Genomic DNA, 24,861 nt, shown 5'->3' on the forward strand with positions numbered 1-24,861 from the left:
CCCGCGCGATCATCACCAGAAGTCCGTCCGTCAGTCCCTCACTCGCTGTCCCTAACGCGCCCGGGAGTGGGAACGGGGGCGGGAGCGGGCCCGGGAGCGGGACGGCGGGCCCGAACCGGGGCCGGCGTGCGTGCCGGACGAAGCCGGCTTCTTCGACCCCGTCGGCCACAGCCGCGGACTCCGTTTCGCCGCCAGGTCCTCGATCCAGCCGACGCAGAGGATCGCGAGGCCGATCAGGGGCCAGACCAGGACGAACATCCACACCATGTACGTGGCGTCCAGCAGGCCCACCATCCGGTCGTTCATGAACGGGAGGTTGTAGAGCTGGTCGAGGATCGGGACCGTCGCCATGATCAGGAGGTTGTGCCACAGGTAGATCGTCATGGCACGGCTGTTGGAGAGGGTGACCAGCTTGTCCCAGCGCTTGAGGCGGCCGGGGAGGTCCTGCCAGGACGGGGAGTACTGGAGCAGGATGACGACGAACCCGAAGGACCAGGTGGCCTGGGCCAGCGGGATGTCGTTCAGGTCCCAGCCGTCGGGGCCGAGATGGCCGGACGCCCACCACAGGCCGAAGGCCATCAGCAGGGTCGAGCAGGACACCGCCACATAGCGCGGGATCTTCTGAAGCATGCCCTCGTAGTGGGCGAACCCGAGGACCCAGCAGCCGCCGTAGACCGCGAAGTCCGAGACCGCGTTGCCCGTTTCACCGGGGATGGTGACGATGCCCGTACCGACCACGGCCGTCAGCCCGAGCGGGGCCAGCAGCGTCGGCCAGGGCGCCCTGCGGAACGCCCAGAGGAGCAGCGGCGACGCGAGTACGAACCAGAGGTACGCCCGCAGGTACCAGAGCACGCCCGCCGACTGGACCGCCCACGTCTGCTCCAGGAGGCCGGACTTGTCGCCGATGCTCCAGGGGAACGGCGGGGCACCTATCGGGACGATGTAGTTGAAGAGCTCGATCATGCCCCAGGTGCCGCCGTTGTCGGGGTCCTCGGAGATGTTCCAGCCCGCGGCGAACATCATGGCGAGCATGACCGCGCTGAATATCCACAGGGGCGGCAGGAGCCTGCGTATGCGGCCGCGGATCACGCCCAGGGCCGGGCGCTTCAGCGAGCGCGCCATCAGGGAACCGGCGAGGGCGAACATCACGCCCATGGACGGGAAGAGGACCGTCAGCCAGGCCCAGCCGAACAGGTGGTAGGCGACCACGCGGACCAGCGCCAGGGTGCGCAGCAGGTCCAGGTAGCGGTCACGGCCGCCCGCCTTCTTCGGCGCGGAGGAAGCCGAAGGAGCGGCGGGGACGGCGGGAGCGGGGACGGACGGTGCGCGGGACGCGGCGGACGCGGAGGGGGCCTCGAACGGGGACCCCGGATTCTCCGCCGGCACCCTCGTGCCGAACGTGTCGGCCGCGCCGGCTGCATCGGACGTACGGGATGTCGGGGATGTCGGGGATTTCGGGGATGTGTCGAAGGGAGACATCACCCACCGCGCGTCGTACCCCGGCTCCTCCGGGTGGCTGCCGGGGGCGTCGGCCCGCTGCTGCGGCACCCCGAACGACGGTGTGTGCTCCGGCGGAGTGGCGCCCGGATTCGTGGTGTGGCCGTGCGTCATCCGACAGGCCTCCGATCGCTTCCGCTGCCGCTTTCCGCGCGCTGCCGGGGCATGGGTGCGGGTGCGCCCGCCGCGCCGGGGGCCGAGCCGACCACGCCGGTGCGCCGCAGTTTCTGCCAGCGCAGCCGGCCGCCGGTGAGGGCGGTGATCCAGGACTGGAGGAGGACCACGTACATGAGCTGGCGGTAGAGGATCTGCTGCAGGGGCAGCGAGATGAGGTGGGTCATGCGTTCCTTGTCCAGCCTGAAGGCGTACGCGGCGCAGACCGCCTGGATGGCGAGGACGCCCAGCCAGGCGCCGATCGTCTTCTCGGTGGGGCCGAACACGATCCCGTACAGCAGGAACACGTCGATCAGGGGGGCCAGGAGCGGGGCCAGGACCATGAAGAAGGAGATCAGGGGCAGGCCGACGCGGCCGAAGCGGCCCGAGGGGCCCCGTTCGACGAGCGCCTTGCGGTGCTTCCAGATCGCCTGCATGGTGCCGTACGACCAGCGGTAGCGCTGGGACCACAGCTGCTGGACGGACTCCGGGGCCTCGGTCCAGGCACGGGCGTTCTCCGCGTAGACGACGCGCCAGCCGTCGCGGTGCATGGCCATGGTGATGTCGGTGTCCTCGGCGAGGGTGTCCTCGCTCATGCCGCCGACGCGCTCCAGGGCCGAGCGGCGGAAGGCTCCGACGGCGCCGGGGATCGTCGGCATGCAGCGCAGCATGTCGTACATACGGCGGTCGAGGTTGAAGCCCATCACGTACTCGATGTGCTGCCAGGCGCCGATCAGCGAGTCGCGGTTGCCGACCTTGGCGTTGCCCGCGACGGCGCCCACGCTCGGGTCGCCGAAGGGCTGCACCAGTTCGCGCACGGTGGCCGGCTCGAAGACGGTGTCGCCGTCCATCATCACGATGAGGTCGTGCCTGGCGTTGGCTATGCCCCGGTTGAGGGCGGCGGGCTTGCCCGCGTTGAGCTGGCGCACGACGCGTACGTTCGGCAGCCGCAGGTTCTCCACGATGCGGGCGGTGCCGTCGCTCGAACCGTCGTCGATGACGACGACCTCGATGGGCTGCTCGCTCGCCACCAGCGAACGCACGGTGGCCTCGATGCACTTGGCCTCGTTGTACGCCGGCACCAGCACCGAGACCGGTTCGGTGACCGGCGGTCCCCAGCGGAAGTTCTTGCGGCGCACGCGCCGGGCGTGGGCCACGGACAGGACGAGCATCAGGCCGAAGCGGGTGATGACCAGCGTGCCGATGACGGCGAGGCAGACGACGAGGACGTCGGTGCTCTTCTCGGAGAACTGCACCGCCCAGGTCCAGGCCTTGCCCTTCCACAGGTCGAGTCCGGTGACCGGGGTGTGCGCGCTGGGGGCGCCGAGCGCGCCGGTCAGGTTGTCGAACTCGTACCCCTTCTTCTGCAGGTCGGGCAGGAAGCGGTCGAGGGCCTCGACGGTCTGGTGGCGGTCGCCGCCGGAGTCGTGCATGAGGACGATGGCGCCCTTGCCGCCCTTGGGGGTGGCGTTGCGGATGATCTGGTCGACGCCGGGCTTCTTCCAGTCCTCGCTGTCGGTGTTGTTGACGACGGTGAGGTAGCCGCGGCTGCCTATGTACTCGGTCACCGGCCACGACTTGTCGTCCATGGCGTCGGCGAACGAGGAGTACGGCGGCCGGAAGAGCGACGTCCGGATGCCGGCCGCGCCCGCGAGCGCCAGCTGGTTCTGGGACAGCTCCCAGTCGATACGGCTCTTGGACTGGTAGGAGAGGTCGGGGTGGTTGAAGGTGTGCAGCCCGATCTCGTGGCCCTCGTCGACCATGCGCTGGACGAGGTCCGGGTAGCGCGAGGCCATGGTGCCGGTGACGAAGAACACCGCGTGCGCGTGGTGCTTCTTGAGGACGTCGAGGACCTTGGGGGTCCACTTGGGGTCGGGGCCGTCGTCGAAGGTGAGGACGAGACGGTGCTTCGGCACGCTGAGGCTGCTGGTGCGGCCGCCGCGGGTGTCGATGACGGGACCGCCGTCCAGGATCTTCTCGGGTACGCGGTCGGTGGCGGCCTCGGGCTGGATGCGGTGGTCGGCGAGTATCTCGCTGTGTACGTACCCGCGCAGCATCAGCATCGCCATGAGGGCGATGAGGATCAGCGAGGGCAACAGGTAGCGCATGGGCAGGCGGCGGCGCCGGACGGCGCCCCGGCCTGCGCCGCGCTTGCTGGTGCGGCGTGCCATCAGAGGATGTTCTCCGGGGACGGGTTGGGGGGGCTCGGCTCGATGGGAGTCGCCTCCGCCGTGAGCGGGGCGTCGGCAACGTCGTTGGTGCCGCTTCCGGCGGGGGCCTCGGTGGTGGGGCCGTCCGTGACGCCGGTGTCCGTCGGTTCCGGATCGGGGTCCGGTGACGCGGGGACTTCGTCGGTGGGGTCCGCCCCGGGGTCGGGCGAGTTGTTGGTGCCCGTGCCCGGCCTGGTGGTGCTGACGGAGGGCTCGGGGTCGGCCGAGGTGTCGGGCGCCTGCGCGCTGGCCGAGGCATCGGCCGAGAGGCTGGCGCCGGGTGACGGCGTCGTGCCTTCGGTGCCGGAGACGCTCGCCTCGGGCGAGGCGCTCGCGGAGCCGGACGGACCGGCGGATTCGGTGGGCGGCGACGAGGGCTCGACCTGGCCGGCCGGCGCGTCTCCCTGCTGGTCCTTGATGGGCAGCCAGGGAGCGTTCGAGTTGCCCGACAGGAGGGTGATGAGGATGGCCACCGCGTAGACCGCGCAGGCCAGGCCCACCGCCATGCCTATCCTGCGGTATCTGCGGCTGCGGCGGCCCGTCTCGTCGACGAAGACCGGGCCGTCCGAGCCCTCCTGGGTGCTGGGGGCACCCTTGGCCTGCTGGACTAGCCAGTCCTCCAGCTGCCGTCCCACACCGTCGAGCTGGACCGTGACCTCGTGCGGGTCGTGGGTGTGCTCGGGGTGCTCGGACTCCTGCCAGGAGTCGTGGACGGCGGGACCGGCGTCCTGCGCGGCGGCCGGGTCGTACCCGGCGCCCGCGGTGGTGCCGCCCACCGCGCTTCCGGGGAAGCGGGCGGTGTCCTGGGTGCCGGGGAACCGGTCGGTGTTCGGGCCCTGCGGGAAGCGGGCGGTGTCCTGGCCCCCGGGGAAGCGGGCGGTGTCCTGGTTCGTGGCGAAGCGGTCGGTGTCCTGGCCGTCGTCTCTCTGCCGCGGCACCGCCGCGGCGGCCTCACGACGGAACCAGCCGTCGGACGCGCCCGGCGCACCGGACGGACCGGGTACTCCCGGCCCGCCCATGACCTCGGTCACGTCCGCGCCGCCGGCATGGCCGGAACCGTTACGGAAGGGCTGATCAGGACCATTTCGAGGCGCCCGATCGGCCTCGTCCCCGGCCGAACGGTCGTCACCGCCGGAACCAGGCTGATCGGATTCACTCCGACCCGGTTGAGCGTCTTCTGGCCAACTTTTCACGCGCACGTACATCCCCCCACGGGAATCGTTCTGGGGTGGCGCGTGCGACCCGGATACTCGCACGTCGTCGTCCGGAACCGGACCCCCATCCGGTCCGAGCGCCCCCTTTATCACACTGCACCCGGGCCACGAATGTATCGCACGTAGCCATGAGTGAGGGTTATGTGTCAGATCCGACTCATCATGATGAGTGCATCCGTGGCCGGAATCCACCCCTCAGAAGGGCACTCCAGCCATCCCTCGTCCGCCGCGAGTCGTGACGCGGCAGCCCGCAATGCTGCAACTCCACGATGCACCAGACCCTTCCGCCACACCAAAGACACCGGTGACAACGGGACGGGGTCGACGAGGGGGCGAAGCGCGGAACCGGGCATGGCCGGAAAGTCCACCACGGCCAGAACGGGGGTCCGCGTCTTGGCCATGATCCTTCGGAACTCCTCGGTGCCGACGGCGAGCGGCGCGGGCGGAGCCACCTCGATCCCGCGTCCCTCGAAAAGCTGACGGGCGAGGTCGGTCCATTCAAGCGTCCGGGGGTTCCCGGCGCCCGCGTACACCCGCTCCCCCGCCAGGGCGTCCAGCGGTACGGCGTCCAGCGCGGCCAGGTGGTGGCCCTCGGGCAGTACGACTGCCATCCGCTCGTACCGTACGGGCTGCTGCTCCAGGCGGGCGCGCACGGCCGGGCCGAGGCCCGCGAAGCGGCCGAAGGACGCGTCGAGCCGGCCGGCCAGCAGCTCGGCCGCCGCGCCGGTGAGGCCGCTCTCGAAGCGGGCCATCAGTTCGCAGTCGGGGGCGAGTTCGCGGGCCAGGTCCAGGATCCGTCCGGAGACCAGGCCCGGGCTGTTCACGTCCACGAGCAGGGGGCGCGCGGCGCCCGGCGTGCCGTACGGGCCCGTCCGCCCGAAGGCCGCGAGCAGGTCGTCCTGCGCCTCCAGGGCCCGCCGCGCGTGGGGCAGCAGCCGCTCGCCGTCGGGGGTGAGCGTCACCTGCCGGGTGGTGCGTACGAAGAGGTCGGTGCCCAGTTCCCGTTCCAGGCGCCGGATGTCGCGGCTGAGGGCCTGCTGGGCGACGTACAGCCGGGCGGCCGCGCGCGTGAAGTGCAGGTCCTCGGCGACGGCGAGGAAGGCGCGCAGCAGCCGGGGGTCGAGATGGGCGGGGTGCGCGGGACGGTCGGGCATCGGGCGAACTTACAACGTGAGTGCGTGAATCGGTACGGAGAAGGTGTTGGACCCCGTGCGACAGGGCGGGCGAACGTTGATCCATGCCGCCAAGCCCGTCCTCGCAGCACTCGCCTTCCCCCTCGCCCTCGTCCTCCCCCTCACCCCCTCCCTCACGGAATCCCTACCGTCGACTTTTCGCCATTCCTGGAACCCGGGCGTTCACGATCGGGAATCTGATAGCGCGGCTCCCCATGGGCATGTTCAGCGTGAGCGCCGTGATCATGATCGCGGGGACGCGGGGCTCGTACGCGCTCGCCGGCGCCGTCACCGCGACCGGTCTGGCGGCGACGGCGGTCGTCGCGCCCTGGACGGCGCGGCTCGTCGACCGGCACGGGCAGGCCAGGATCGCCGTTCCCGCGACCGCGGTCGCCGCGCTCGGCTCGCTCGCGCTGCTGCTCTGCGTCCGGCTCGGGGCGCCGAACTGGACGCTGTTCGCGGCGTACGCGGCCACGGCGACCACGCCCAACACGGGCGGCATGTCGCGGGCACGCTGGGCCCATCTCCTCGAAGGGGACCCGGTCCGGCTGCACACCGCGAACTCCTTCGAGCAGGCCGTGGACGAGCTGTGCTTCATGTTCGGTCCCGTGCTGGCCGCGCTGCTGTGCGGGGCGCTGTTCCCGGAGGCGGGCACGCTCGTCGCGGTCGTCCTGCTGCTGACCGGCGTGCTGGTGTTCAGCGCCCAGCGCTCGACGGAGCCGCCCGCGCGGGGCCGTACGGACGCCGGGGCGCCGTCGCCGCTCCGGGCGCCAGGGATCCCGCCGCTGCTGGTCGGGTTCCTCGCCACGGGCGCGGTGTTCGGGTCGATGGAGGTGGTGACGATCGCGTTCGCGGACGCACAGGGGCACCGGGCGGCGGCCGGGGTGGTACTCGCCCTGCAGGCGGCCGGGTCGTGTGCGGCGGGGCTGCTGTACGGGGTGCTGCGGCTGGGAGGGGCGGTGGAACGGCGGTTCCTGCTCAGCGTGGGCGCGATGGCTCCGCTGATGTGCCTGCCGCTGGTGGCTGCCACGGTCGGGGGCGGGGGCGGGGGCGGTCTGGTGACGCTCGGTCTCGCGCTGCTGCTCGCCGGGATGGCGACCGCGCCGACGATGGTCACGGGGATGACGCTGCTGCAGCACCGGACGCCCGAGGGGCGGCTGAACGAGGGGATGACGTGGGCGGTGACGGGGCTGTTGGGCGGGATCGCGTGCGGGTCCGCGCTGGGCGGGTTCGTGGTGGAGCACGCGTCGCCTGCGGCGGGTTATGGGGTGCCGGTCGGGGCGGCGGTGACGGCGCTGCTGATCGCACTCACGACGACCCGCTCCGCGTCCCTGAAAACCAGGCCGCACGCCACCTGACCGCCCGGTGGGGGCCGCCCGCGCAGTTCCCCGCGCCCCCAAAAACGGGCCGCATGCCACCTGACCGCCCGGCCTCGGTCGCCCGCGCCGTTCCCCGCGCCCCTGACGGGGCCCTGGAGCGGCGCAGCCGCTTTCAGGGGCGCGGGGAACTGCGCGGGCAACCCCCACCCACCCGCACCATACGAACCACCCCACGCGGCGCAGCCGCATTCAGGGGCGCGGGGAACTGCGCGACCAGCCCCCACCCACCCGCACCATACGAACCAGACCCCGGTCGGCCCGCCGAACGCTCGCTTCAATTCCCGCGCACCCCATTGACTCCCCCGGAGCCCCCACATACGTTCCCCCGTCGAAGCGCTTCGACGAGTCTCGTCGAATCGATTCGACGAGACCCCGTGCGGGCGACGCGCGAGGCTCCGATACCCGTCCGACTCCCCCGGAGGCACAGGATGTTGACGGCACGAAGGCGTGTGATGGCGGCGGCGGCCGCGGTGGTGAGCACCACCCTGATGCTGGCCTCCTGCGGTGACTCCGACAGCGGGTCGTCCGACGGGAAGACCCTGAAGCTGTGGCACTACGAAAGCCCCGACAGCGCCATGGCGGTGGCCTGGAACGCGGCCATCAAGGAGTTCGAGAAGACCCACCCGGGCGTCAAGGTGAAGTTCGAGGAGAAGGGCTTCGAGCAGATCCAGAAGACCGCCCCGATGGTCCTCAACTCCAACGACGCCCCCGACCTCATGGAGTACAACAAGGGCAACGCGACAGCCGGCCACCTCTCCCAGCAGGGCCTGCTCACCGACCTGTCCGCGGAAGTGACCGAGCGCGGCTGGGACAAGAAGCTCAGCGCCGGCGTGCGCACCACCAGCCAGTACGACGCCAAGGGCGTGATGGGCTCCGGCAAGTGGTTCGGCATCCCCAACTACGCCGAGTACACGATGGTGTTCTACAACAAGGACCTCTTCAAGAAGTACGACATCGCCGAGCCGAAGACGTTCGACGAACTGACCGCCGCCATGGACACGTTCGTCGACAAGGGCGTCACCCCGCTCGCCAACGCGGGCGCCGAGTACGTGGCCCACCAGTACCTCTACCAGCTCGCGCTGTCGAAGGCCGACCGCGCCTGGGTGGACTCGTACCAGCTCTACAAGGGCAAGCCGGACTTCCACGACGCCGCCTGGACGTACGCCGCCGAGACCTTCGCGGACTGGGTGAAGAAGGGCTACATCAGCAAGAAGTCCACGAGTACGAAGGCCGAGGACGCCGGGGTCTCGTTCATGCAGGGCAAGAGCCCGATCCTGTTCTCCGGCAGCTGGTGGTACGGCCGGTTCACCGCGGAGAACAAGTTCGACTGGGGCACGTTCCTGTGGCCGGAGTCGAACCTGACCCTCGGCTCGGGCGGCAACCTGTGGGTGGTCCCCAAGGGCGCCAAGAACAAGGAACTGGCGTACGACTTCATCGACATCACCATGTCGAAGAAGATCCAGAACCTGCTCGGCAACAAGGGCGGCGTCCCGGTGGCCGCCGACCCCGCCGCCATCACGGACCCGCGCTCCAAGGGCCTCATCGCCAACTTCAACACCCTCTCCGAGCGCGACGGCCTGGCGTTCTATCCCGACTGGCCGGCCCCCGGTTTCTACGACGTCCTCGTCTCCGAGACCCAGAAGCTGATCACCGGGAGCGCGAAGCCGGACGCCTACCTGGACGCGGTGAAGGCGGCGTACGACAAGGGCGTTCAGGACCGATGACGTTCACCGTCGACGAACGGGGCGGACGGAAGGAGACGGTCGTCGAAGCGCGTCACCAGGCGAAGACCGCGAAGCGCAACCGTCCGCCCCGCGACTCCTACGCCCTGTTCCTGCTCCCCGGCGCCCTCGCCTTCTCCGTGATCGTCGTCCTGCCCTTCCTGATGAACACGGGCGTGAGCTTCACCGAGTGGCAGGGCGTCGGCAGCCCGAAGTGGACCGGGCTCGCCAACTACCGCGAGCTGATGGACGACGCCGAGTTCTGGGCGTCGTTCCGGCACAGCCTCTTCATGGTCGTCGCGATGGCGGTCGTACCGACCGTCCTCGGGCTCGTCCTGGCCGCCGCCCTCTTCGACTTCGTCGGCAAGCACTTCGGCAGCAGGACGGCCGCCGTGCTGCGGGCCTGCTTCTATCTGCCGCAGGTGCTGCCCATCGCGGTCGCGGGCATCGTGTGGAGCTGGATCCTCGCGCCCGAGAACGGCTCGCTGAACGAACTCCTGAAGGCGGTCGGGCTCGGCGGCCTCCAGCAGGACTGGCTCGGCGATCCCGACCTCGCGCTCTACAGCGTCATGGGCGTGATGGTCTGGGTGCAGCTCGGCTTCCCGCTCGTGATCTTCATGGCGGGCCTGCAACGCGTCGATCCGCAGCTGTACGAGGCCGCCGAACTGGACGGCGCCAACTGGTGGCGGCGGTTCTGGCACGTCACACTGCCGCAGATCAGGCCCGAGATCTACGTCGTGCTGCTCTGGTGCACGATCGCCGCACTCAAGGTGTTCGGCGCGGTGTACGTGCTGACCAAGGGCGGGCCCGGCGGGGCGACGGACGTGCCCTCGTACTTCTCCTTCACCACGTTCTTCGAGAAGACGCAGGTCGGTTACGGCGCCGCGATCTCCACCGTCCTGACCGTGATCGTCCTGCTGCTCGCGGTGGTCGGCCTGAAGCTCCAGACCCGTGCCGAGGACGCCGAACAGGGAGTCGTACGATGACCGCCCTCCGCCGCTACCCCGTCCTCCTCGCCCTGGTCATCGGGGCCCTGTTCATGGTCCTGCCGTTCCTGATCGTCGCCGTCAACGCGGTGAAGTCGCCCGCCGAGTACTCGGCGAACGGCCCCCTGAGCCTCCCCGAGGGCGTCTACCTCGACGGGCTCAAGGACTTCTGGGAGCGCGTCGACTTCGGGCAGAAGCTCGTGAACTCGGTGCTCATCAGCGGGTCGGTCGCCCTCGGCGCGGTGGTTCTCTCCGTCCTCAACGCGTACGCGATCGGCATCGGGCGGATCAAGGGCCGCACCTGGGTGCTCGCCTTCTTCGTGCTGGCGAACATGCTGCCGCAGGAGGCCCTGGTCTACCCCGTCTACTACCTGAGCAAGGAAGCCGGCCTGTACGACACCAGGCTGAGCGTGATCATCGTCTTCACCGTGATCCAGGCCGCCTTCGGTACGTACCTGCTCTCCGCCGTCCTCGGTCAGTTCCCGCGCGAGATCATCGAGGCCGCCCGGATCGACGGCGCGAACAAATGGCAGGTGCTGTGGCGGATCGTGGTGCCCGTCAGCCGGCCCACCATCGGCGTGCTCCTGGTCTTCTTCTTCATCTGGACCTGGAACGAGTTCCTGCTCCCCCTGGTGATGCTGATCTCCAACGACAACCAGACCGTGTCGGTGGCGCTCGGCGTCCTCCAGGGCCAGCGCCTGATGGACGCCACGATGACGAACGCCGCCGCGCTCCTGGGCGTCCTGCCCGCCATCGTCTTCTTCCTCGTCTTCCAGCGGACGCTCACCCGCGGCATCGCCGTGGGTGCCGTCAAGTAAGGGGTGCGCGCGTGAAGTTCACCGACGGCTACTGGCTGCTGCGGGAGGGCGTGAGCGCCGCCCACCCGGTCGAGGTGCTCGACGTGAGCGCCGGATCCGGGGCCCTGGAGATCCACGCGCCGACCCAGCCCATCCGCACCCGGGGCGATCTGCTGAAAGGACCGGTCGTGACGATCGGCGCGCACGCCCCGATGCCCGACGTCATCGGCGTCACGTTCACCCACTTCGAGGGCGAGGAGCCCCGGGAGCCGCAGTTCGAGCTGGGCAGGGAAGAGGGCTTCCGGGCGCACGCCGAGTACGACGACGACTCCGCGACCCTCACCGCCGGCGCCCTGTCCGTGCGGGTGAGCCGCACCGGCCCCTGGCACGTGGACTTCCTCGCCGACGGCCGCACCCTCACCAGCAGCGGCCCCAAGGGCATGGGCATCATGCGCGACAGCGGCAGCGGCGGCCACTACCTGCGGGAACAGCTGAACCTGGGCGTCGGCACGCATGTGTTCGGGCTCGGTGAGCGGTTCGGGCCGCTGGTGAAGAACGGCCAGGTCGTCGACATGTGGAACGCCGACGGGGGCACGGCCACCGAGCAGGCGTACAAGAACGTGCCGTTCTATCTGACGGACGCGGGCTACGGCGTCTTCGTCGACCATCCGGGCCGGGTGTCGTTCGAGGTCGGCTCGGAGGCGGTGTCCCGGGTCCAGTTCAGCGCGGAGACCCAGCAGCTGACGTACTACGTGATCTACGGGCCGACCCCGAAGGACATCATCCGCAAGTACACGGCCCTCACCGGCCGTCCGGCGCTGCCGCCCGCCTGGTCGTTCGGGCTGTGGCTGTCGACGTCCTTCACCACCTCGTACGACGAGGCCACCGTCAGCTCCTTCATCGACGGTATGAAGGAGCGCGAACTGCCGCTCTCCGTCTTCCACTTCGACTGTTTCTGGATGCGCGAGTTCAACTGGTGCGACTTCGAGTGGGACCCCCGGGTCTTCCCAGACCCGGAGGGGATGCTGGCCCGACTCAAGGAGCGCGGGCTGCACATCAGCGTCTGGATCAATCCGTACATCGCGCAGCGCTCGCCGCTCTTCGCGGAGGGCAAGGCGCTCGGGCATCTGCTGAGGCGGCCCGACGGCAGTGTCTGGCAGTGGGACCTGTGGCAGCCGGGCATGGCACTCGTCGACTTCACCAGCGAGGCCGCCCGCGACTGGTACGCGGCGAAGCTGGAGGCGCTGCTCGCGCAGGGCGTCGACTGCTTCAAGACCGACTTCGGGGAGCGGGTCCCGCTCGACGTGGCGTACGCGGACGGCGGCGACCCCGAGCGGATGCACAACTACTACACGTACCTCTACAACCGGACCGTCTTCGACGTGCTGCGCAAGCACCGCGGGGAGGGCGAGGCGGTCGTCTTCGCGCGCTCGGCGACGGCCGGCAGCCAGAAGTTCCCGGTGCACTGGGGCGGCGACTGCGAGGCCACGTACGAGTCGATGGCCGAGTCGCTGCGCGGCGGACTGTCGCTGGGGCTTTCCGGCTTCGGCTACTGGAGCCACGACATCGGCGGCTTCGAGGGCACCCCGACCCCCGCCCTCTTCAAGCGCTGGCTCGCCTTCGGCCTGCTGTCCTCGCACAGTCGGCTGCACGGCAGTTCCTCGTACCGCGTGCCGTGGCTCTTCGACGAGGAGTCCGTGGACGTCCTGCGCCTGTTCACCCGCCTGAAGCTGCGCCTCATGCCGTACCTGTACGAGGCCGCCCGCACCGCGCACGCGCAGGGGGTGCCGATGATGCGCGCGATGGTGCTCGAATTCCCCGACGATCCCGGGTGCGCGCATCTGGAACGGCAGTACATGCTCGGCTCCGATCTGCTGGTCGCGCCGGTCTTCTCCGACGACGGGGACGTGTCGTACTACGTGCCCGAGGGCACCTGGACGCACTTCCTGACCGGGCGGACGGTGACCGGGCCGCGCTGGGTGCGCGAGAGGCACGGATTCTCCAGCGTGCCGCTCCTCGTCCGGCCGGGCGCGGTGATCCCGGTGGGTTCCGTCGAGGACCGCCCCGACTATCCGTACGCGGACGGGGTCACCCTGCACGCGTACGGTCTGGCGCGTGGCGCGCAGGTCACGGTGGCGGTGGACGGAGTGACCTTCACCGTCGTACGGGAGGGCGACACACTGCGGGCGTCGTCGAGCGACCCGAAGGCGCCCTGGGCGCTGGCGGCGGGCGAGCGGACCGCGCGGGCGGCGGCCGGAACCGGGTTCCTGTCCTTGGAACTGGAGCCGGAACGGGAACCGGAACCGGAACTGCGGCCGGCACCCGAGCCGGAGCCGGCCCCCGGGAACGGCGCGCACCGGGAGCGGGGCTGAGCATGGTGAAGATCACCGATGTGGCCCGGCACGCCGGGGTCTCCCCCAGCACCGTCTCGTACGCGCTGAGCGGCAAGCGGCCGATCTCCGAGGAGACCCGGCGGCGCGTCGAGGGCAGCATCCGCGAGCTGGGCTACCGCCCGCACGCCGGTGCCCGCGCCCTCGCGAGCAGCCGGTCGAACGTGCTGGCGCTCGTGGTCCCGCTGCGGGCCGGCATCCATGTGCCGGTGGTGATGCGGTTCGCGGTGTCCGTGGTGACGGCCGCCCGCCGCCACGACCACGACGTGCTGCTGCTCACCCAGGAGGAGGGCGAGGACGGGCTGCGCCGGGTCGCGGACACCGCCCTCGTGGACGCGCTGATCGTGATGGACGTCCAGCTGCACGACGCGCGCCTGCCGTTGCTGCGCGGCCTGGACCGGCCGTCGGTACTCATCGGCTTCCCCGCCGAGCCCGCCGGGCTGACCTGCATCGACCTGGACTTCAAGGCGGCGGGCGAGCTGTGCGTCGAACATCTGGCGGGGCTCGGCCACCGGGTGATCGGCCTGGTGGGCTCACCGCCCGAGGTGTACGTGCGCGAGACCGGGTTCGCCCAGCGGGTGGTCCAGGGCTTCACCGCCGCGGCCGACCGCAACGGCCTGTCCTCCTCGGTCCACCCGTGCGAGGCGGACCCCGCGGCGGCCCGGCAGGTCGCCGAGCGGCTCCTGCGGGAGCGGCCCGCCCTGACGGGTGTGGTGGTCCACAACGAGCCGGTCCTGGAACCGCTGATCGACGCCTTCGAAGCACTCGGGTTACGGGTCCCGGGTGATCTGTCGGTCACCGCGATCTGCCCGGACGAGCTGGCCGGACGCGTCCGTGTGCCCGTCACCTCGATCGCCATACCGGCCGCCGAGGTGGGCGCGGGATCGGTGGAGCTGCTCATGAAGAAGCTGGGCGGCACGCCGGTACCGCAGGCCACGCTGCTGCCGCCCCGGCTGACGGTACGGGCGAGCACACAGCCGCGCCCCTGATCCGTACCCGACTTCCGTTCGTGCAAGGCACTGGCCGAAGGAGCCGTGACATGAAAGGCAAGAGAAGCAGGACAGGACCGCGCATCCCGCTCGTGCTCGCGCTCACCCTCGTCGCCGGGCTCGGCGCCACCGCCCCGGCGGCGGCCGACGACCCCGCGTACCCCTTCCGCGACCCCCGCCTCTCCGTGGACCGCCGCGTCGACGACCTCCTCTCCCGGCTCACCCTCGACGAGAAGGTCTCCCTGCTCCACCAGTGGCAGCCGGCCATCCCCCGCCTGGGCATCCAGGCGTTCAAGACCGGTACCGAGGCACTGCACGGGGTCGCCTGGCTCGGCGAGGCCACCGTCTTCCCGCAGGCCGTGGGGCTCGCCTCGACCTGGGACCCCGCCCTGATCCGCCGGGTCGGCTCGGCGGTCGGCGACGAGACGCGCGGCTTCCAGCAGGAACGCCCGCCCGGCTGGGGCCTCAACCTGTGGGCGCCCGTGGTCAATCCGCTGCGCGACCCCCGCTGGGGCCGCAACGAGGAGGGCTACTCCGAGGACCCGTACCTCACGAGTTCGATGGCGACGGCGTACGGCACCGGTCTGACCGGCGGGGATCCCGGACACCTGAAGACGGCTCCGACCCTGAAACACTTCCTCGGCAACAACAACGAGGTCGACCGCACCACCACCTCCTCCGACCTGCGCCCGCGGGTGCTGAAGGAGTACGAGGAGCAGGCGTTCAGGCCCACGATCGAGGCGGACGCGGCGACGGGCGTGATGTCCTCGTACAACCTCGTCAACGGCCGCCCGGCCACGGTGGATCCGGCGCTCGACGACGTACGCACCTGGACCTCGCGGGACCTGCTGAACGTGACCGACGCCTACGCACCCAACAACCTGACCGGCACGGGCAGCCAGAGGTACTACGACACCCTGGCCGAGGGGAACGCGGCGGCGCTGAAGGCGGGCATCGACAGCTTCACCACGGACGACACGAACTCCGTACCGACGACCACCGCCGTCAAGTCGGCGCTCGCCGACGGTCTGTTGGAGGAGTCGGACGTGGACTCGGCGGCGGGGCACATCCTCGACGTCCGGGTGCGGCTCGGGGAGTTCGACCCGGGCGGCGGGAAGTACGGGGCCATCGACAAGTCGGTGGTGAACAGCCCGGCGCACCGGAAGCTCGCGCGGAAGGCGGCGGCCGACGCGGCGGTCCTGCTGAAGAACTCGGGCGGCGCACTGCCACTGAAGGCCTCCGCGAAGGACGTGGCCGTCGTCGGGCCGCTGGCCGACACCCTCTACACCGACTGGTACTCGGGCACCCTCCCGTACGCGGTCACCCCGAAGGCGGGCATCGCCGCGCGGCTCGGGGCTCCCGTGACCGGCAGCGAGGGCGTCGACCGGATCTCGCTGCGGAACACGGAGAGCGGCGCGTACGTCACGGCGGGGACGGACGCGGATGGCGAGGCGCTGAAGGAGAGCGCCGGTGACGGAACGGCCGCGCAGTTCGACGTGTTCGACTGGGGCGCCGGGATCGTGACCCTGCGCTCGGCCGCCAACGGGAAATACGTCGGCTACAACTGGTCGGACTTCGTCAACGACCAGGTCCAGCCGGGCGGCTGGTTCGTCCAGCAGCAGTTCGCGCTGGAGGAGCAGGACGACGGTACGTATCTGCTGCGGTACGCGGGCTACGAGACCCGCGAGCCCTGGTGGTCGAACCCGGTCTACCTCGGCCCGGCGGGCCCCGACGGCACGCTCGGCCTGGTCGGCAGGGCGGAAGCCGCGCACTACGCGAAGGACGTCGTCCGCAGTGGCACCGAGGAAGCCGTGGCGGCCGTGCGGGGCAAGGACGCGGCGGTCGTGGTGGTCGGGTCCATGCCCGCGATCAACGGGCGCGAGAACGACGACCGCGAGGACATGGGTCTGGCCCCGTCCCAGGAAGCCCTGGTCGAGGCGGTGCGCAAGGCCAACCCGCACACCGTCGTGGTCGTCGAGAACAGCTACCCGACCACCCTCGGCGCCCTCCGGGAGAAGGTCCCCGCGCTCCTGTGGACCACGCACGCGGGCCAGGAGACCGGCAACGCCGTCGCCGACGTCCTCTTCGGCGACGTGAACCCGGCCGGGCGGCTCACCCAGACCTGGTACCGCTCGGAGGCCGATCTGCCGTCCATCCTGGAGTACGACAACATCAAGTACGACCGCACCTACCAGTACTTCAAGGGCGACCCGCTGTACGAGTTCGGCTACGGGCTCTCGTACTCCTCCTTCCGCTACGGGAAGGTGCAGCGCGTCGACGGCGGTTACGAGGTCGCGGTGACGAACACCGGCAGCCGTGCCGGGGACGAGGTCGTGCAGCTCTACACCCACCAGCGCCTCTCCCGTGACAAGCAGCCGCTGAAGCAGCTGAAGGCCTTCGAGCGGGTCCCGCTGAAGCCCGGCGAGACGAGGACGGTGAGGCTGAAGCTGCGCGAGAGGGACCTCGCGCACTGGGACGTCACCCGCTCGAAGTGGGTGGTGGAGAGCGGCACGTACGACGTCCTGGTGGGCGCGTCCTCCGAGGACATCCGCTCCCGTACGTCCCTGAAGGTGGCGGGCGAGAAGATTCCGGCCCGGGATCTCACCCGGACCACCCGGGCGGAGAACTTCGACGACTACGAGGGGGTGCGGCTGGTGGACGAGTCCAAGGCGCGGGGCACCGCCGTGGGGGCCTCGCGCGACGGCGCCTGGCTGAAGTTCGCCGACGCGCGGCCGGTCTCCGGCCGCGCGGAGTTCACGGCACGCGTGGCGGGGGCAGCCGGGAAGGTGGAGGTACGGCTCGGCTCGCCCTCCGGGACGCTCGTCGGCACGGCGGCGGTGGCCGGCACGGGGTCGGTGTACTCGTACGCCGAGGTGAGCGCCTCGCTGTCGGCCGCCGTGAAGGGACGCCAGGACGTGTACCTGGTGCTGGGGGACGGCATGCGGCTGTCGACGTTCACACTCGGCTGACCTGCGGTGAAGCACGGTCCGGGGCGCCCGCCGGCGCCCCGGACCGTGCTTCACTCCCTCAGCACTCCATCGGCTTGCGCCACGAGCACTCCAGATCGCCGTTCCGCTCGGCCGAGCGCGCGCTCGGACTCGTCGGCTCCACCGTCACGGTCGCGTCCGCCGTGGACCGGGCGAGGGTCACCACGATGGCGTCCTCCAGCGGCTTCACGGACGCGGCGAGGTAGTTGTTGAGCACGACGCTGTAGACGAGTTCCCGTCCGTCCGCGTCCTTCACGTATCCGGAGAGCGCGGACGCCCCGGTCAGCGAGCCGGTCTTGCCGACCGCGTTGCGGGCCGCGGGCGTCCCGCACATCCTGGTGCGCAGGGTGCCGCCCACGAAGCGGTCGGGGGCGCAGGCGACCGGCAGGGACCTGTACCAGTCGGCGTACCAGGGCTCGGCCCGTACCGCGAGCAGCAGTTCGGCGAACTGCCCCGCGGTGAGGTTGTTCATCCGGGAGAGCCCGGAGCCGTCCACCTGCCGCACCTTGCCCGTGTCGACGCCGACGCCCTTGAGGTAACCGCTCACGGCGGCGAGCCCGGCGCTCCAGCTGCCCTCGCCGGAGGCCTTCAGGCCCATGGTCTTGGTGAGGATCTCGGCGTGCATGTTGTTCGACAGCTTCATGAACGGGATCAGCAGGTCCTTCAGCGGCATGGAGGCGTGCGAGGCGAGCCGCTGGGCCGTCGCGGGGGTGGCCCGCCCGAGCCGGGTAGCCCCGGTCAGCTTCACCCCGTGCGCGGCGAGCGCGTCACGGAAGACGGCCGCCGCGTACCCGGTGGGCTCCCACACGCTCACCCACTCCTCGGCGCCGGAGCCGCCGACCGGTGTCGTACCGCTGACGACGATCGTGTTGGTGCCGTGCTCGCGCTCCACGGTGAGGTCGTTCGCCCCGCCCGCGGCGACGGTCGTGGCCCGTACGTCGAAGTTCACGTACTTCGTCCTGGGGGTGACGGTGACCTTGGGCTTCTCCCCTGCGGCGGCGCCCGGCGCGACCGTCACGATCACCGAGCCGGTGTCGTAGTCGGTGTCCGGGGCGACGCTCAGCGCGCTGATCTGCGCCGAGTAGTACGCGGACTCGTCGTCGGCGGCCCACGCGCGGCCGAGGCGGTTGCGGTCGAAGCGGGTGTCGTCGGCGAGGAGCCGCCCGTCGACGCGGGTGACGCCCGACGCGGCGACGCGTGCGGCCAGGGCGTCGTAGTCCGCGGCCAGGGCGGTCGGGTCGCCGGTGCCGCGCAGATACAGGTCGCCGCTCAGCGTGGAGCCGTGCCGGCGGCCGGTCGCGAGGACGTCCGTGGTGAACGTGTGGTCGGGGCCGAGGATCTCCATCGCCGCGGCCGAGGTGGGCAGTTTGGTGTTCGAGGCGGGCATCAGCCGTGCGGTGGGCGACCGCTGGTACAGCACGTCCCCGCTCGCGGCCTCGGCGATCACGACGCTCGCCGCCCCGCCCTCCAGCCGGCTGTCCCCGAGGATGGTGTCGATGGCCTCCGGCAGTCCGCTGGTGCCCGGGTCGGCTCCGGCGGGCGCGCTCCAGCCGAGCCCGGCCAGCAGCATCCCCAGCACCACGGCCCAGGTCCACGCCCGTCCACGCGGGTGGTGAGATCTCTTGCCTTCTCCGGCTCCTGCGAGTCGTCTCATGCCACAGCAGCATCCACGACGAAGGCCCCGCTGCCTATGGCAGCGGGGCCTTCGCTTCTAAATGTGAACATGGGAAAGTGGAGATGGCGGGAATCGAACCCGCGTCCAACGGTGCAGAATCAGGGCTTCTCCGAGCGCAGTTCGCTTAGATTTTCTCAGCCCCGGAGATCACGCGAACAAGTCTCCGACGGGCTCAGTCACTGTTTGATTTCCCGTCTCACCCCGTGACCGGGTCAGACGGTTTAGTTCCCTTGATTATGCCAGGATCCGGGTCGGGAACACCCCCGGGCTGACACCCATTTAGGGTCCTTCAGTCACTGGTTATTAAGCAGCGAGGGCGAAGGACTGGGAATCGCTCTTGGAATTGGCGATTATTGGTTGCGACATATGGTTAACGAGATCATTGCCGCTTCCTCGGCTCGCTTCCCCTGCTTCGACAGCCGCTGTCGAAACCGATCATCCCCATGTTGTTTTTTCAAAACCCTCCGAAGAGGACCCTCCGAGGAGGGAGTGTGCACCCGCTGTGAGGTGCGTTGCCATCGTACGTGACCAACGCACGTCGATGCCACTGTATTCCCGGCGGCCCCTCGCGGCGGGTGTGCCGGGCCTGCCGTCCTACTCGCCGCGCTGCTTGCGCTTGACCGCCGCGATCGCCCGGTCCGACTCCCGCCGGTCCTGCTTCTCGCGCAGGGTCTGACGCTTGTCGTATTCCTTCTTGCCGCGGGCCAGCGCGATCTCGGCCTTCGCCCGGCCGTCCTTGAAGTACAGGACGAGGGGCACGATGGTGTGACCCGTCTCCTCCGACTTCGAGGCCAGCTTGTCGATCTCCTCGCGGTGCAGGAGCAGCTTACGCTTGCGGCGCGCGGAGTGGTTGGTCCAGCTGCCCTGGCTGTACTCGGGGATGTGCGCGTTGTGCAGCCACGCCTCGTTCCCGTCGATCTGGACGAAGCCGTCGGCCAGCGAGGCGCGCCCCTGGCGCAGCGACTTCACCTCGGTGCCGGTGAGCACGAGTCCGGCCTCGTAGACATCGATGATCGCGTAGTCGTGCCGGGCCTTCTTGTTCTGCGCGACGATCTTGCGCTTGCCGTCCTTGACGGCGGCTTTGGCGCCACCTCCCTGCTTCGGCTGGGATTCCTTCGGTACGTACATGCCCTTGCTCATAGTGCTGGCCATTTTCGCACTACAGGGGGGCCGGAGGGAAAGCCGATTACGCGAAGTGCGGGCCGGCGGCCGCGAGGGCCGTGCGCGGGCCGGTCACTCGGCGTCCCCGAGCCCGCTCAGGACGGTCTCGGCGCGCTCCAGCGCGCCCTCCTCGACCTCCAGGTCGGGGGTGATGCCACGGGCGTCCACCGAGCGCCCGGAGGGGGTGCGGTAATGGCCGACCGTCAGTTCGGCGACCGAGCCGTCCGGCAGCCGGCTCGGCATCTGGACCGAGCCCTTGCCGAAGGTCCTGGAGCCCACGACGACCGCGCGGCCACGGTCCTGCAGACCGCCGGTGAGGAGCTCGGCCGCGCTCATCGTGCCGCCGTCGACGAGCGCGACCAGCGGTCTGGTGGTGTCGCCGCCGGGATCGGCGTGCAGGGCCTTCTGGTCGCCGTTCACGTCGTAGGTGGCCACCAGGCCGCCGTCGAGGAAGGCGGAGGCGGCGGTGACGGCCTCGGTGACCAGGCCGCCGGAGTTGCCCCGCAGATCGAGGACGATCCCCCCGTCGACGGGCGCGTCTGCCACTGCGGTCCGTACGAGGTCGCCGGCGCCCTTGGTGAAGGCGGCGACCTTGATCACGGTGACGCCGCCGGGGAGTTCGCGCACGCTCACGGAGTCGGTGGACAGCCGCGCCCGGTGCAGGGTCTCGCTCCACGCGCGCGTGCCGCGCTGCAGTCCGAGGTCGACGGCGGTGCCCGCGTCGGCGTCGGTGGCGTCGCCCCGCAGTAACGAGACGACCTCGGTGACGGGCCTGCCGTCGACACGGTGGCCGTCGATGCTGCGCAGCCGGTCGCCCTTGCGGATGCCCGCGGTCGCGGCGGGCGAGCCCGACTGGACCCGGGTCACCTCGATGCGTCCGCCGCGCTCGCGCCGGGCCCAGAGGCCGACGCCGGTGTACTGGCCGCCGAGGGCTTCCTCGAACTCCTCGTACTCGCCCGGGGAGTAGACGGCGCCCCAGCGGTCGCCGCTGCGGCTGACGGCCCGCTCGGCGGCCTCCACGGGCGACTTGCCGTCGGCCATCGCCTCGGCGGCGGCGTCGGCGACGTCGTCCTGGTGACCCGCCTGCGCGGTACGGGCCGCCGGGGAGACGGATTTCCGGCCGGGGGTGTCGAACGAGCCGGTCGCGGCGCCCGCCGCGAGGACGCTCGCGAAGACCAACGTCAGGGCCGCCCCGCGGCGGATGCGGCGGGGCTGACAGAACAGGTCACGGCCTGACATGCGGGTGAGTCTAGGACAACGGGAAGGGCCGTACCGGCGGTTGCCGGTACGGCCCTCTTGGCATGTGTCACACCTTCAAGTACTTGCGCAACGCGAAGAACGCGGCCAGCGCGGGCATCAGAAGGCTCGTGGCGAGGATCAGCGGCAGCTTCGTGAGAACGGCGTCCCAGCCGATGAAGTTGATCAGATTCAGCTTCTCGGACAGGGCGAGACCGTGGTCGATGATGAAGTACCGCGCGATCACCAGGAAGGCGCAGGCGACACCACCGCCGATCAGTCCGGCGACGGCGGCCTCCATGATGAACGGCGCCTGGATGTAGAAGCCGGACGCGCCCACCAGGCGCATGATCCCGGTCTCACGCCGACGGCTGAACGCGGAGACGCGCACGGTGTTGACGATCAGCATCAGCGCGACGACGAGCATCATCGCCATCACCGCCCGGGCCGCCCAGTTCATGCCGTTGAGCAGCCCGAAGAGGTTGTCGAGGATGCCCTTCTGGTCCTGCACGGACTGCACGCCGTCACGGCCGTCGAAGGCGGTCGCGATGACCTGGTACTTCTCCGGGTCCGTCAGCTTGACGCGGAAGGACTCCTGCATCTGGTCCGGGGTCAGCGAGGCCGCCAGCGGGGAGTCGCCGAACTGCTCCTTGTAGTGCTTGTACGCCTCGTCGCTCGACTCGTGCGTGACGTTGTCGACGACCGACATCTTGCCCAGGTCGGTCTGGATCTGCTTCTTCTGCTCGCTGGTGACCGCCCCCTTGGCGCAGTTGGGGTCGGACTCCGCGTCGGACTTGTTGCAGAGGAAGATCGAGACGTTGACCTTGTCGTACCAGTACCCCTTCATCGTGCTCACCTGGTCGCTCATCAGGAGCGAGCCACCGAACAGGGCGAGGGACAGGGCGACGGAGACGACGACCGCGAAGGTCATCGTGAGATTGCGGCGGAGACCGACACCGATCTCCGACAGAACGAACTGGGCGCGCATGGCGTCTTCTCAGGCCTTTCCGTGGACGGACGCGTGGGACTCGCGGTCAGTGCTGATAGCCGTAGACGCCGCGCGCCTGGTCGCGGACGAGGCGACCCTTCTCCAGCTCGATGACGCGCTTGCGCATCTGGTCCACGATGTTCTGGTCGTGCGTCGCCATCACGACGGTGGTCCCGGTCCGGTTGATCCGGTCGAGCAGCTTCATGATGCCGACGGAGGTCTGCGGGTCCAGGTTTCCGGTGGGCTCGTCCGCGATCAGCAGCTTGGGCCGGTTCACGAACGCTCTCGCGATGGCCACTCGTTGCTGCTCACCGCCGGACAGCTCGCCGGGCATCCGGTCCTCCTTGCCGCCGAGGCCGACGAGGTCGAGCACCTGGGGCACGGACTTGCGGATCTCGCCCTTGGACTTGCCGATCACTTCCTGCGCGAAGGCGACGTTCTCGGCGACCGTCTTGTTGGGCAGGAGGCGGAAGTCCTGGAACACGGTCCCCAACTGGCGGCGCATCTGCGGCACCTTCCAGTTGGAGATGCGCGCGAGGTCCTTGCCCAGCACGTGCACCTGACCGTGGCTGGCCCGCTCTTCGCGCAGGATCAGCCGCAGGAAGGTGGACTTTCCGGAGCCGGATGACCCCACCAGGAACACGAACTCGCCGCGCTCCACCTCCAGGGAGACATCCCGGAGAGCGGGGTGGGTCTGCTTGGCGTAGACCTTGGAGACGTTGTCGAATCGGATCACGGATGCACCACAGGGCGTCGGGGATATCGGGGGTAGATGAGCGTGACCTTACGCGACCCGGGTACACGCGCGCAGGCGCCGGGACGGGTTGCACAAGGGTTGTGCGCATTTGTACCGGGCACATAGGAGGAGAGGCTTCTTCGGGAAGGGCTCCGCCCCTCAGGGGCGCGGGGAACTGCGCGACAAGCCCCCGCCGCCCCGCGGTCGCGATACATCCTGGAGCCCCCTCCCGAGGCGCTCACGGAGCCCCCTGCAAGGGAACCCGCGCACCTTCCGGAGGAACCTGGCACAGTGGAGAGGGAACGTATCCGTCCCGGAGAGCGTTGTGTCCGTGGAACCGGTGCAAGGAGGGCGAGCGCATGACGTACGACCGGCTGGTGTGCGCGAACTGTGCCGCGCCCGTGAACGAGGGCCGCTGCCCAGTGTGCCGCGCGAACCGCGCACGGCTGCAGAACGAGGGCCCCATGGGCGGTGGACTCAACCCCATGACCTTGATCGCGCTGCTCGCCATCCTGATCGCGGCGATGGCCCTGCTGGCCCACCAGACCGCCTAGGACCCGCCACCACCACACCAGGAGACACGCGTCACAGGCGTGGGCGCGCGTCGGGGAGACAACTCGGCAGAACTCGGAGAGCGAACAGGAAGGGCCCGGAGCCGATGGCTCCGGGCCCTTCCCGCATCACACTTCACACGTCATGCGTCACGCGTCGTACGTCAGGCAGCCGCGCCGCGGCCGCTCGTGAGGCGCGGCAGCATACGGAAGCCGATGCCGCCGGCGATCATCGTCGCGGCGCCGATCATCAGGTACGTGATGTTCTCGGCGGCGCCGGTCTCGGCCAGCTCGCCGCCGGTGCCCTGCGCGGAGGTGTCCGAACCGGTGTCGGTCAGGCTCTCCTTGCCGGCGCCCTGCTCGACGACCTTGGAGCCACCGCTGTCGGCGCTGTTGTCGTTGCCACCGGTGCCGCCGCCGTTGCCGCCGCCGGTCCCGTTCTCGCTCCCGTTGCCGGGACTGGTCGGGTCATCGGTGGGGTCCTCGGTCGGCTCCTCCGTGGGCTCGGTCGGCTCCTCGGTGGGGTCGGTGGGCTCCTCGGTGGGCTCCTCGGGGTCCGTGGTGGGGTCCGTCGGGATCACCGTCGGGTCCTCGGTCGGCTCCGGAGGAGTCGGGGCCGGGGTCGTCGGGTCGTCGACGGCGATACCGACGCCGACACCGCTCTCGTCGACGCTCGCGCCGACGTTGAGACCGGCCACGTCGACACCCACGTCGAGTGCCGAGGCGGCACCGGCGGCGGTCAGTGAGGCGCCGGCGGCGATCACCGCGCCGGCGGCTATCCGCGCGATCCGGATGCGCGTCTTCTTGGTCATCTGGTTGCTACCCCCAGTAGCTCATTGTCAGTGGTGCAGCGTCCGGGGCCGCGACCTCGGGGATGGCCCAGTGGGGCCCCCGGTTCACACGCGCCCCAGAAATACGCATGCCACGCGTCAGCTTTCCCATCTTTCAAAGCATCGTCAAGGTCGTTGCGACCGCGATGTCCAGATCAAGGCCTTTTGACCGGCGCAGCGTCATGTGAG

Annotated in this window: 18 protein-coding genes and 1 other RNA gene; 8 read left to right on the forward strand and 11 right to left on the reverse strand. The window is 70.2% G+C overall.

Annotated features, from left to right (window positions below):
- Nucleotides 1–51 precede the first annotated feature (51 nt).
- From ACH4DZ_RS08310 to ACH4DZ_RS08325, 4 genes are all read right to left on the reverse strand, one after another.
- Nucleotides 52–1,611, reverse strand: coding sequence for an acyltransferase (locus tag ACH4DZ_RS08310; RefSeq protein ID WP_398286137.1), 1,560 nt, complete (start codon nt 1,609–1,611; stop codon nt 52–54).
- Nucleotides 1,608–3,821, reverse strand: coding sequence for a glycosyltransferase (locus ACH4DZ_RS08315; protein WP_398286138.1), 2,214 nt, complete (start codon nt 3,819–3,821; stop codon nt 1,608–1,610). Before ACH4DZ_RS08315 ends, ACH4DZ_RS08310 begins: the two co-directional genes overlap by 4 nt.
- Nucleotides 3,821–4,891 (reverse strand): hypothetical protein, encoded by a 1,071-nt coding sequence (locus ACH4DZ_RS08320; protein ID WP_398286140.1) that lies wholly within the window; start codon nt 4,889–4,891, stop codon nt 3,821–3,823. The genes ACH4DZ_RS08315 and ACH4DZ_RS08320 overlap by 1 nt, the downstream gene beginning before the upstream one ends.
- 329 nt (nt 4,892–5,220) lie before the next feature.
- Nucleotides 5,221–6,228, reverse strand: a complete 1,008-nt coding sequence (locus tag ACH4DZ_RS08325) for a LysR family transcriptional regulator (protein WP_398286141.1) — start codon at nt 6,226–6,228, stop codon at nt 5,221–5,223.
- A gap of 83 nt (nt 6,229–6,311) precedes the next feature.
- Between ACH4DZ_RS08325 and ACH4DZ_RS08330 the strand changes: the two genes are divergently transcribed.
- The 7 genes from ACH4DZ_RS08330 to ACH4DZ_RS08360 all read left to right on the forward strand — a co-directional run bounded on the left by ACH4DZ_RS08330 (nt 6,312) and on the right by ACH4DZ_RS08360 (nt 17,477).
- The gene (locus ACH4DZ_RS08330; protein ID WP_398286142.1) at nt 6,312–7,604 is read left to right on the forward strand and encodes an MFS transporter; all 1,293 of its coding nucleotides are present in this window, start codon (nt 6,312–6,314) and stop codon (nt 7,602–7,604) included.
- Nucleotides 7,605–8,053: 449 nt separating this feature from the next.
- Nucleotides 8,054–9,349 (forward strand): ABC transporter substrate-binding protein, encoded by a 1,296-nt coding sequence (locus tag ACH4DZ_RS08335; protein WP_398286143.1) that lies wholly within the window; start codon nt 8,054–8,056, stop codon nt 9,347–9,349.
- Nucleotides 9,346–10,332, forward strand: coding sequence for a carbohydrate ABC transporter permease (locus tag ACH4DZ_RS08340; protein ID WP_398286144.1), 987 nt, complete (start codon nt 9,346–9,348; stop codon nt 10,330–10,332). Before ACH4DZ_RS08335 ends, ACH4DZ_RS08340 begins: the two co-directional genes overlap by 4 nt.
- Nucleotides 10,329–11,150 (forward strand): carbohydrate ABC transporter permease, encoded by an 822-nt coding sequence (locus ACH4DZ_RS08345; RefSeq protein ID WP_398286145.1) that lies wholly within the window; start codon nt 10,329–10,331, stop codon nt 11,148–11,150. The genes ACH4DZ_RS08340 and ACH4DZ_RS08345 overlap by 4 nt, the downstream gene beginning before the upstream one ends.
- 11 nt (nt 11,151–11,161) lie before the next feature.
- Nucleotides 11,162–13,501 (forward strand): alpha-xylosidase, encoded by a 2,340-nt coding sequence (gene yicI / locus ACH4DZ_RS08350; RefSeq protein WP_398286146.1) that lies wholly within the window; start codon nt 11,162–11,164, stop codon nt 13,499–13,501.
- Nucleotides 13,502–13,503: 2 nt separating this feature from the next.
- A complete protein-coding gene (locus tag ACH4DZ_RS08355; protein ID WP_398286147.1) occupies nt 13,504–14,508 on the forward strand; it encodes a LacI family DNA-binding transcriptional regulator in 1,005 nt (334 codons plus the stop codon).
- 50 nt (nt 14,509–14,558) lie between these two features.
- A complete protein-coding gene (locus tag ACH4DZ_RS08360) occupies nt 14,559–17,477 on the forward strand; it encodes a glycoside hydrolase family 3 C-terminal domain-containing protein (RefSeq protein WP_398286148.1) in 2,919 nt (972 codons plus the stop codon).
- A gap of 58 nt (nt 17,478–17,535) precedes the next feature.
- Here ACH4DZ_RS08360 and dacB read toward each other — a convergent pair whose 3' ends face one another.
- The 6 genes from dacB to ftsE all read right to left on the reverse strand — a co-directional run bounded on the left by dacB (nt 17,536) and on the right by ftsE (nt 23,291).
- Nucleotides 17,536–19,149, reverse strand: coding sequence for a D-alanyl-D-alanine carboxypeptidase/D-alanyl-D-alanine-endopeptidase (dacB, locus tag ACH4DZ_RS08365; RefSeq protein WP_398286149.1), 1,614 nt, complete (start codon nt 19,147–19,149; stop codon nt 17,536–17,538).
- Nucleotides 19,150–19,224: 75 nt separating this feature from the next.
- Nucleotides 19,225–19,613: a transfer-messenger RNA gene (gene ssrA / locus ACH4DZ_RS08370) on the reverse strand.
- A gap of 151 nt (nt 19,614–19,764) precedes the next feature.
- A complete protein-coding gene (gene smpB / locus ACH4DZ_RS08375) occupies nt 19,765–20,298 on the reverse strand; it encodes an SsrA-binding protein SmpB (RefSeq protein ID WP_189775199.1) in 534 nt (177 codons plus the stop codon).
- 105 nt (nt 20,299–20,403) lie between these two features.
- Nucleotides 20,404–21,570, reverse strand: coding sequence for a S41 family peptidase (locus ACH4DZ_RS08380; RefSeq protein ID WP_398286150.1), 1,167 nt, complete (start codon nt 21,568–21,570; stop codon nt 20,404–20,406).
- Between the two features lie 67 nt (nt 21,571–21,637).
- On the reverse strand, nt 21,638–22,555 hold the full coding sequence (gene ftsX / locus ACH4DZ_RS08385) for a permease-like cell division protein FtsX (RefSeq protein WP_398286151.1): 918 nt from the start codon (nt 22,553–22,555) through the stop codon (nt 21,638–21,640).
- Nucleotides 22,556–22,601: 46 nt separating this feature from the next.
- Nucleotides 22,602–23,291, reverse strand: coding sequence for a cell division ATP-binding protein FtsE (gene ftsE, locus ACH4DZ_RS08390; RefSeq protein WP_107015900.1), 690 nt, complete (start codon nt 23,289–23,291; stop codon nt 22,602–22,604).
- Nucleotides 23,292–23,650: 359 nt separating this feature from the next.
- Between ftsE and ACH4DZ_RS08395 the strand changes: the two genes are divergently transcribed.
- A complete protein-coding gene (locus ACH4DZ_RS08395; protein WP_398286152.1) occupies nt 23,651–23,845 on the forward strand; it encodes a hypothetical protein in 195 nt (64 codons plus the stop codon).
- A gap of 161 nt (nt 23,846–24,006) precedes the next feature.
- Here ACH4DZ_RS08395 and ACH4DZ_RS08400 read toward each other — a convergent pair whose 3' ends face one another.
- On the reverse strand, nt 24,007–24,654 hold the full coding sequence (locus tag ACH4DZ_RS08400) for a hypothetical protein (RefSeq protein ID WP_398286153.1): 648 nt from the start codon (nt 24,652–24,654) through the stop codon (nt 24,007–24,009).
- Nucleotides 24,655–24,861 lie beyond the last annotated feature (207 nt).

Source organism: Streptomyces sp. NPDC017991, assembly GCF_044328075.1.
GTDB lineage: Bacteria > Actinomycetota > Actinomycetes > Streptomycetales > Streptomycetaceae > Streptomyces.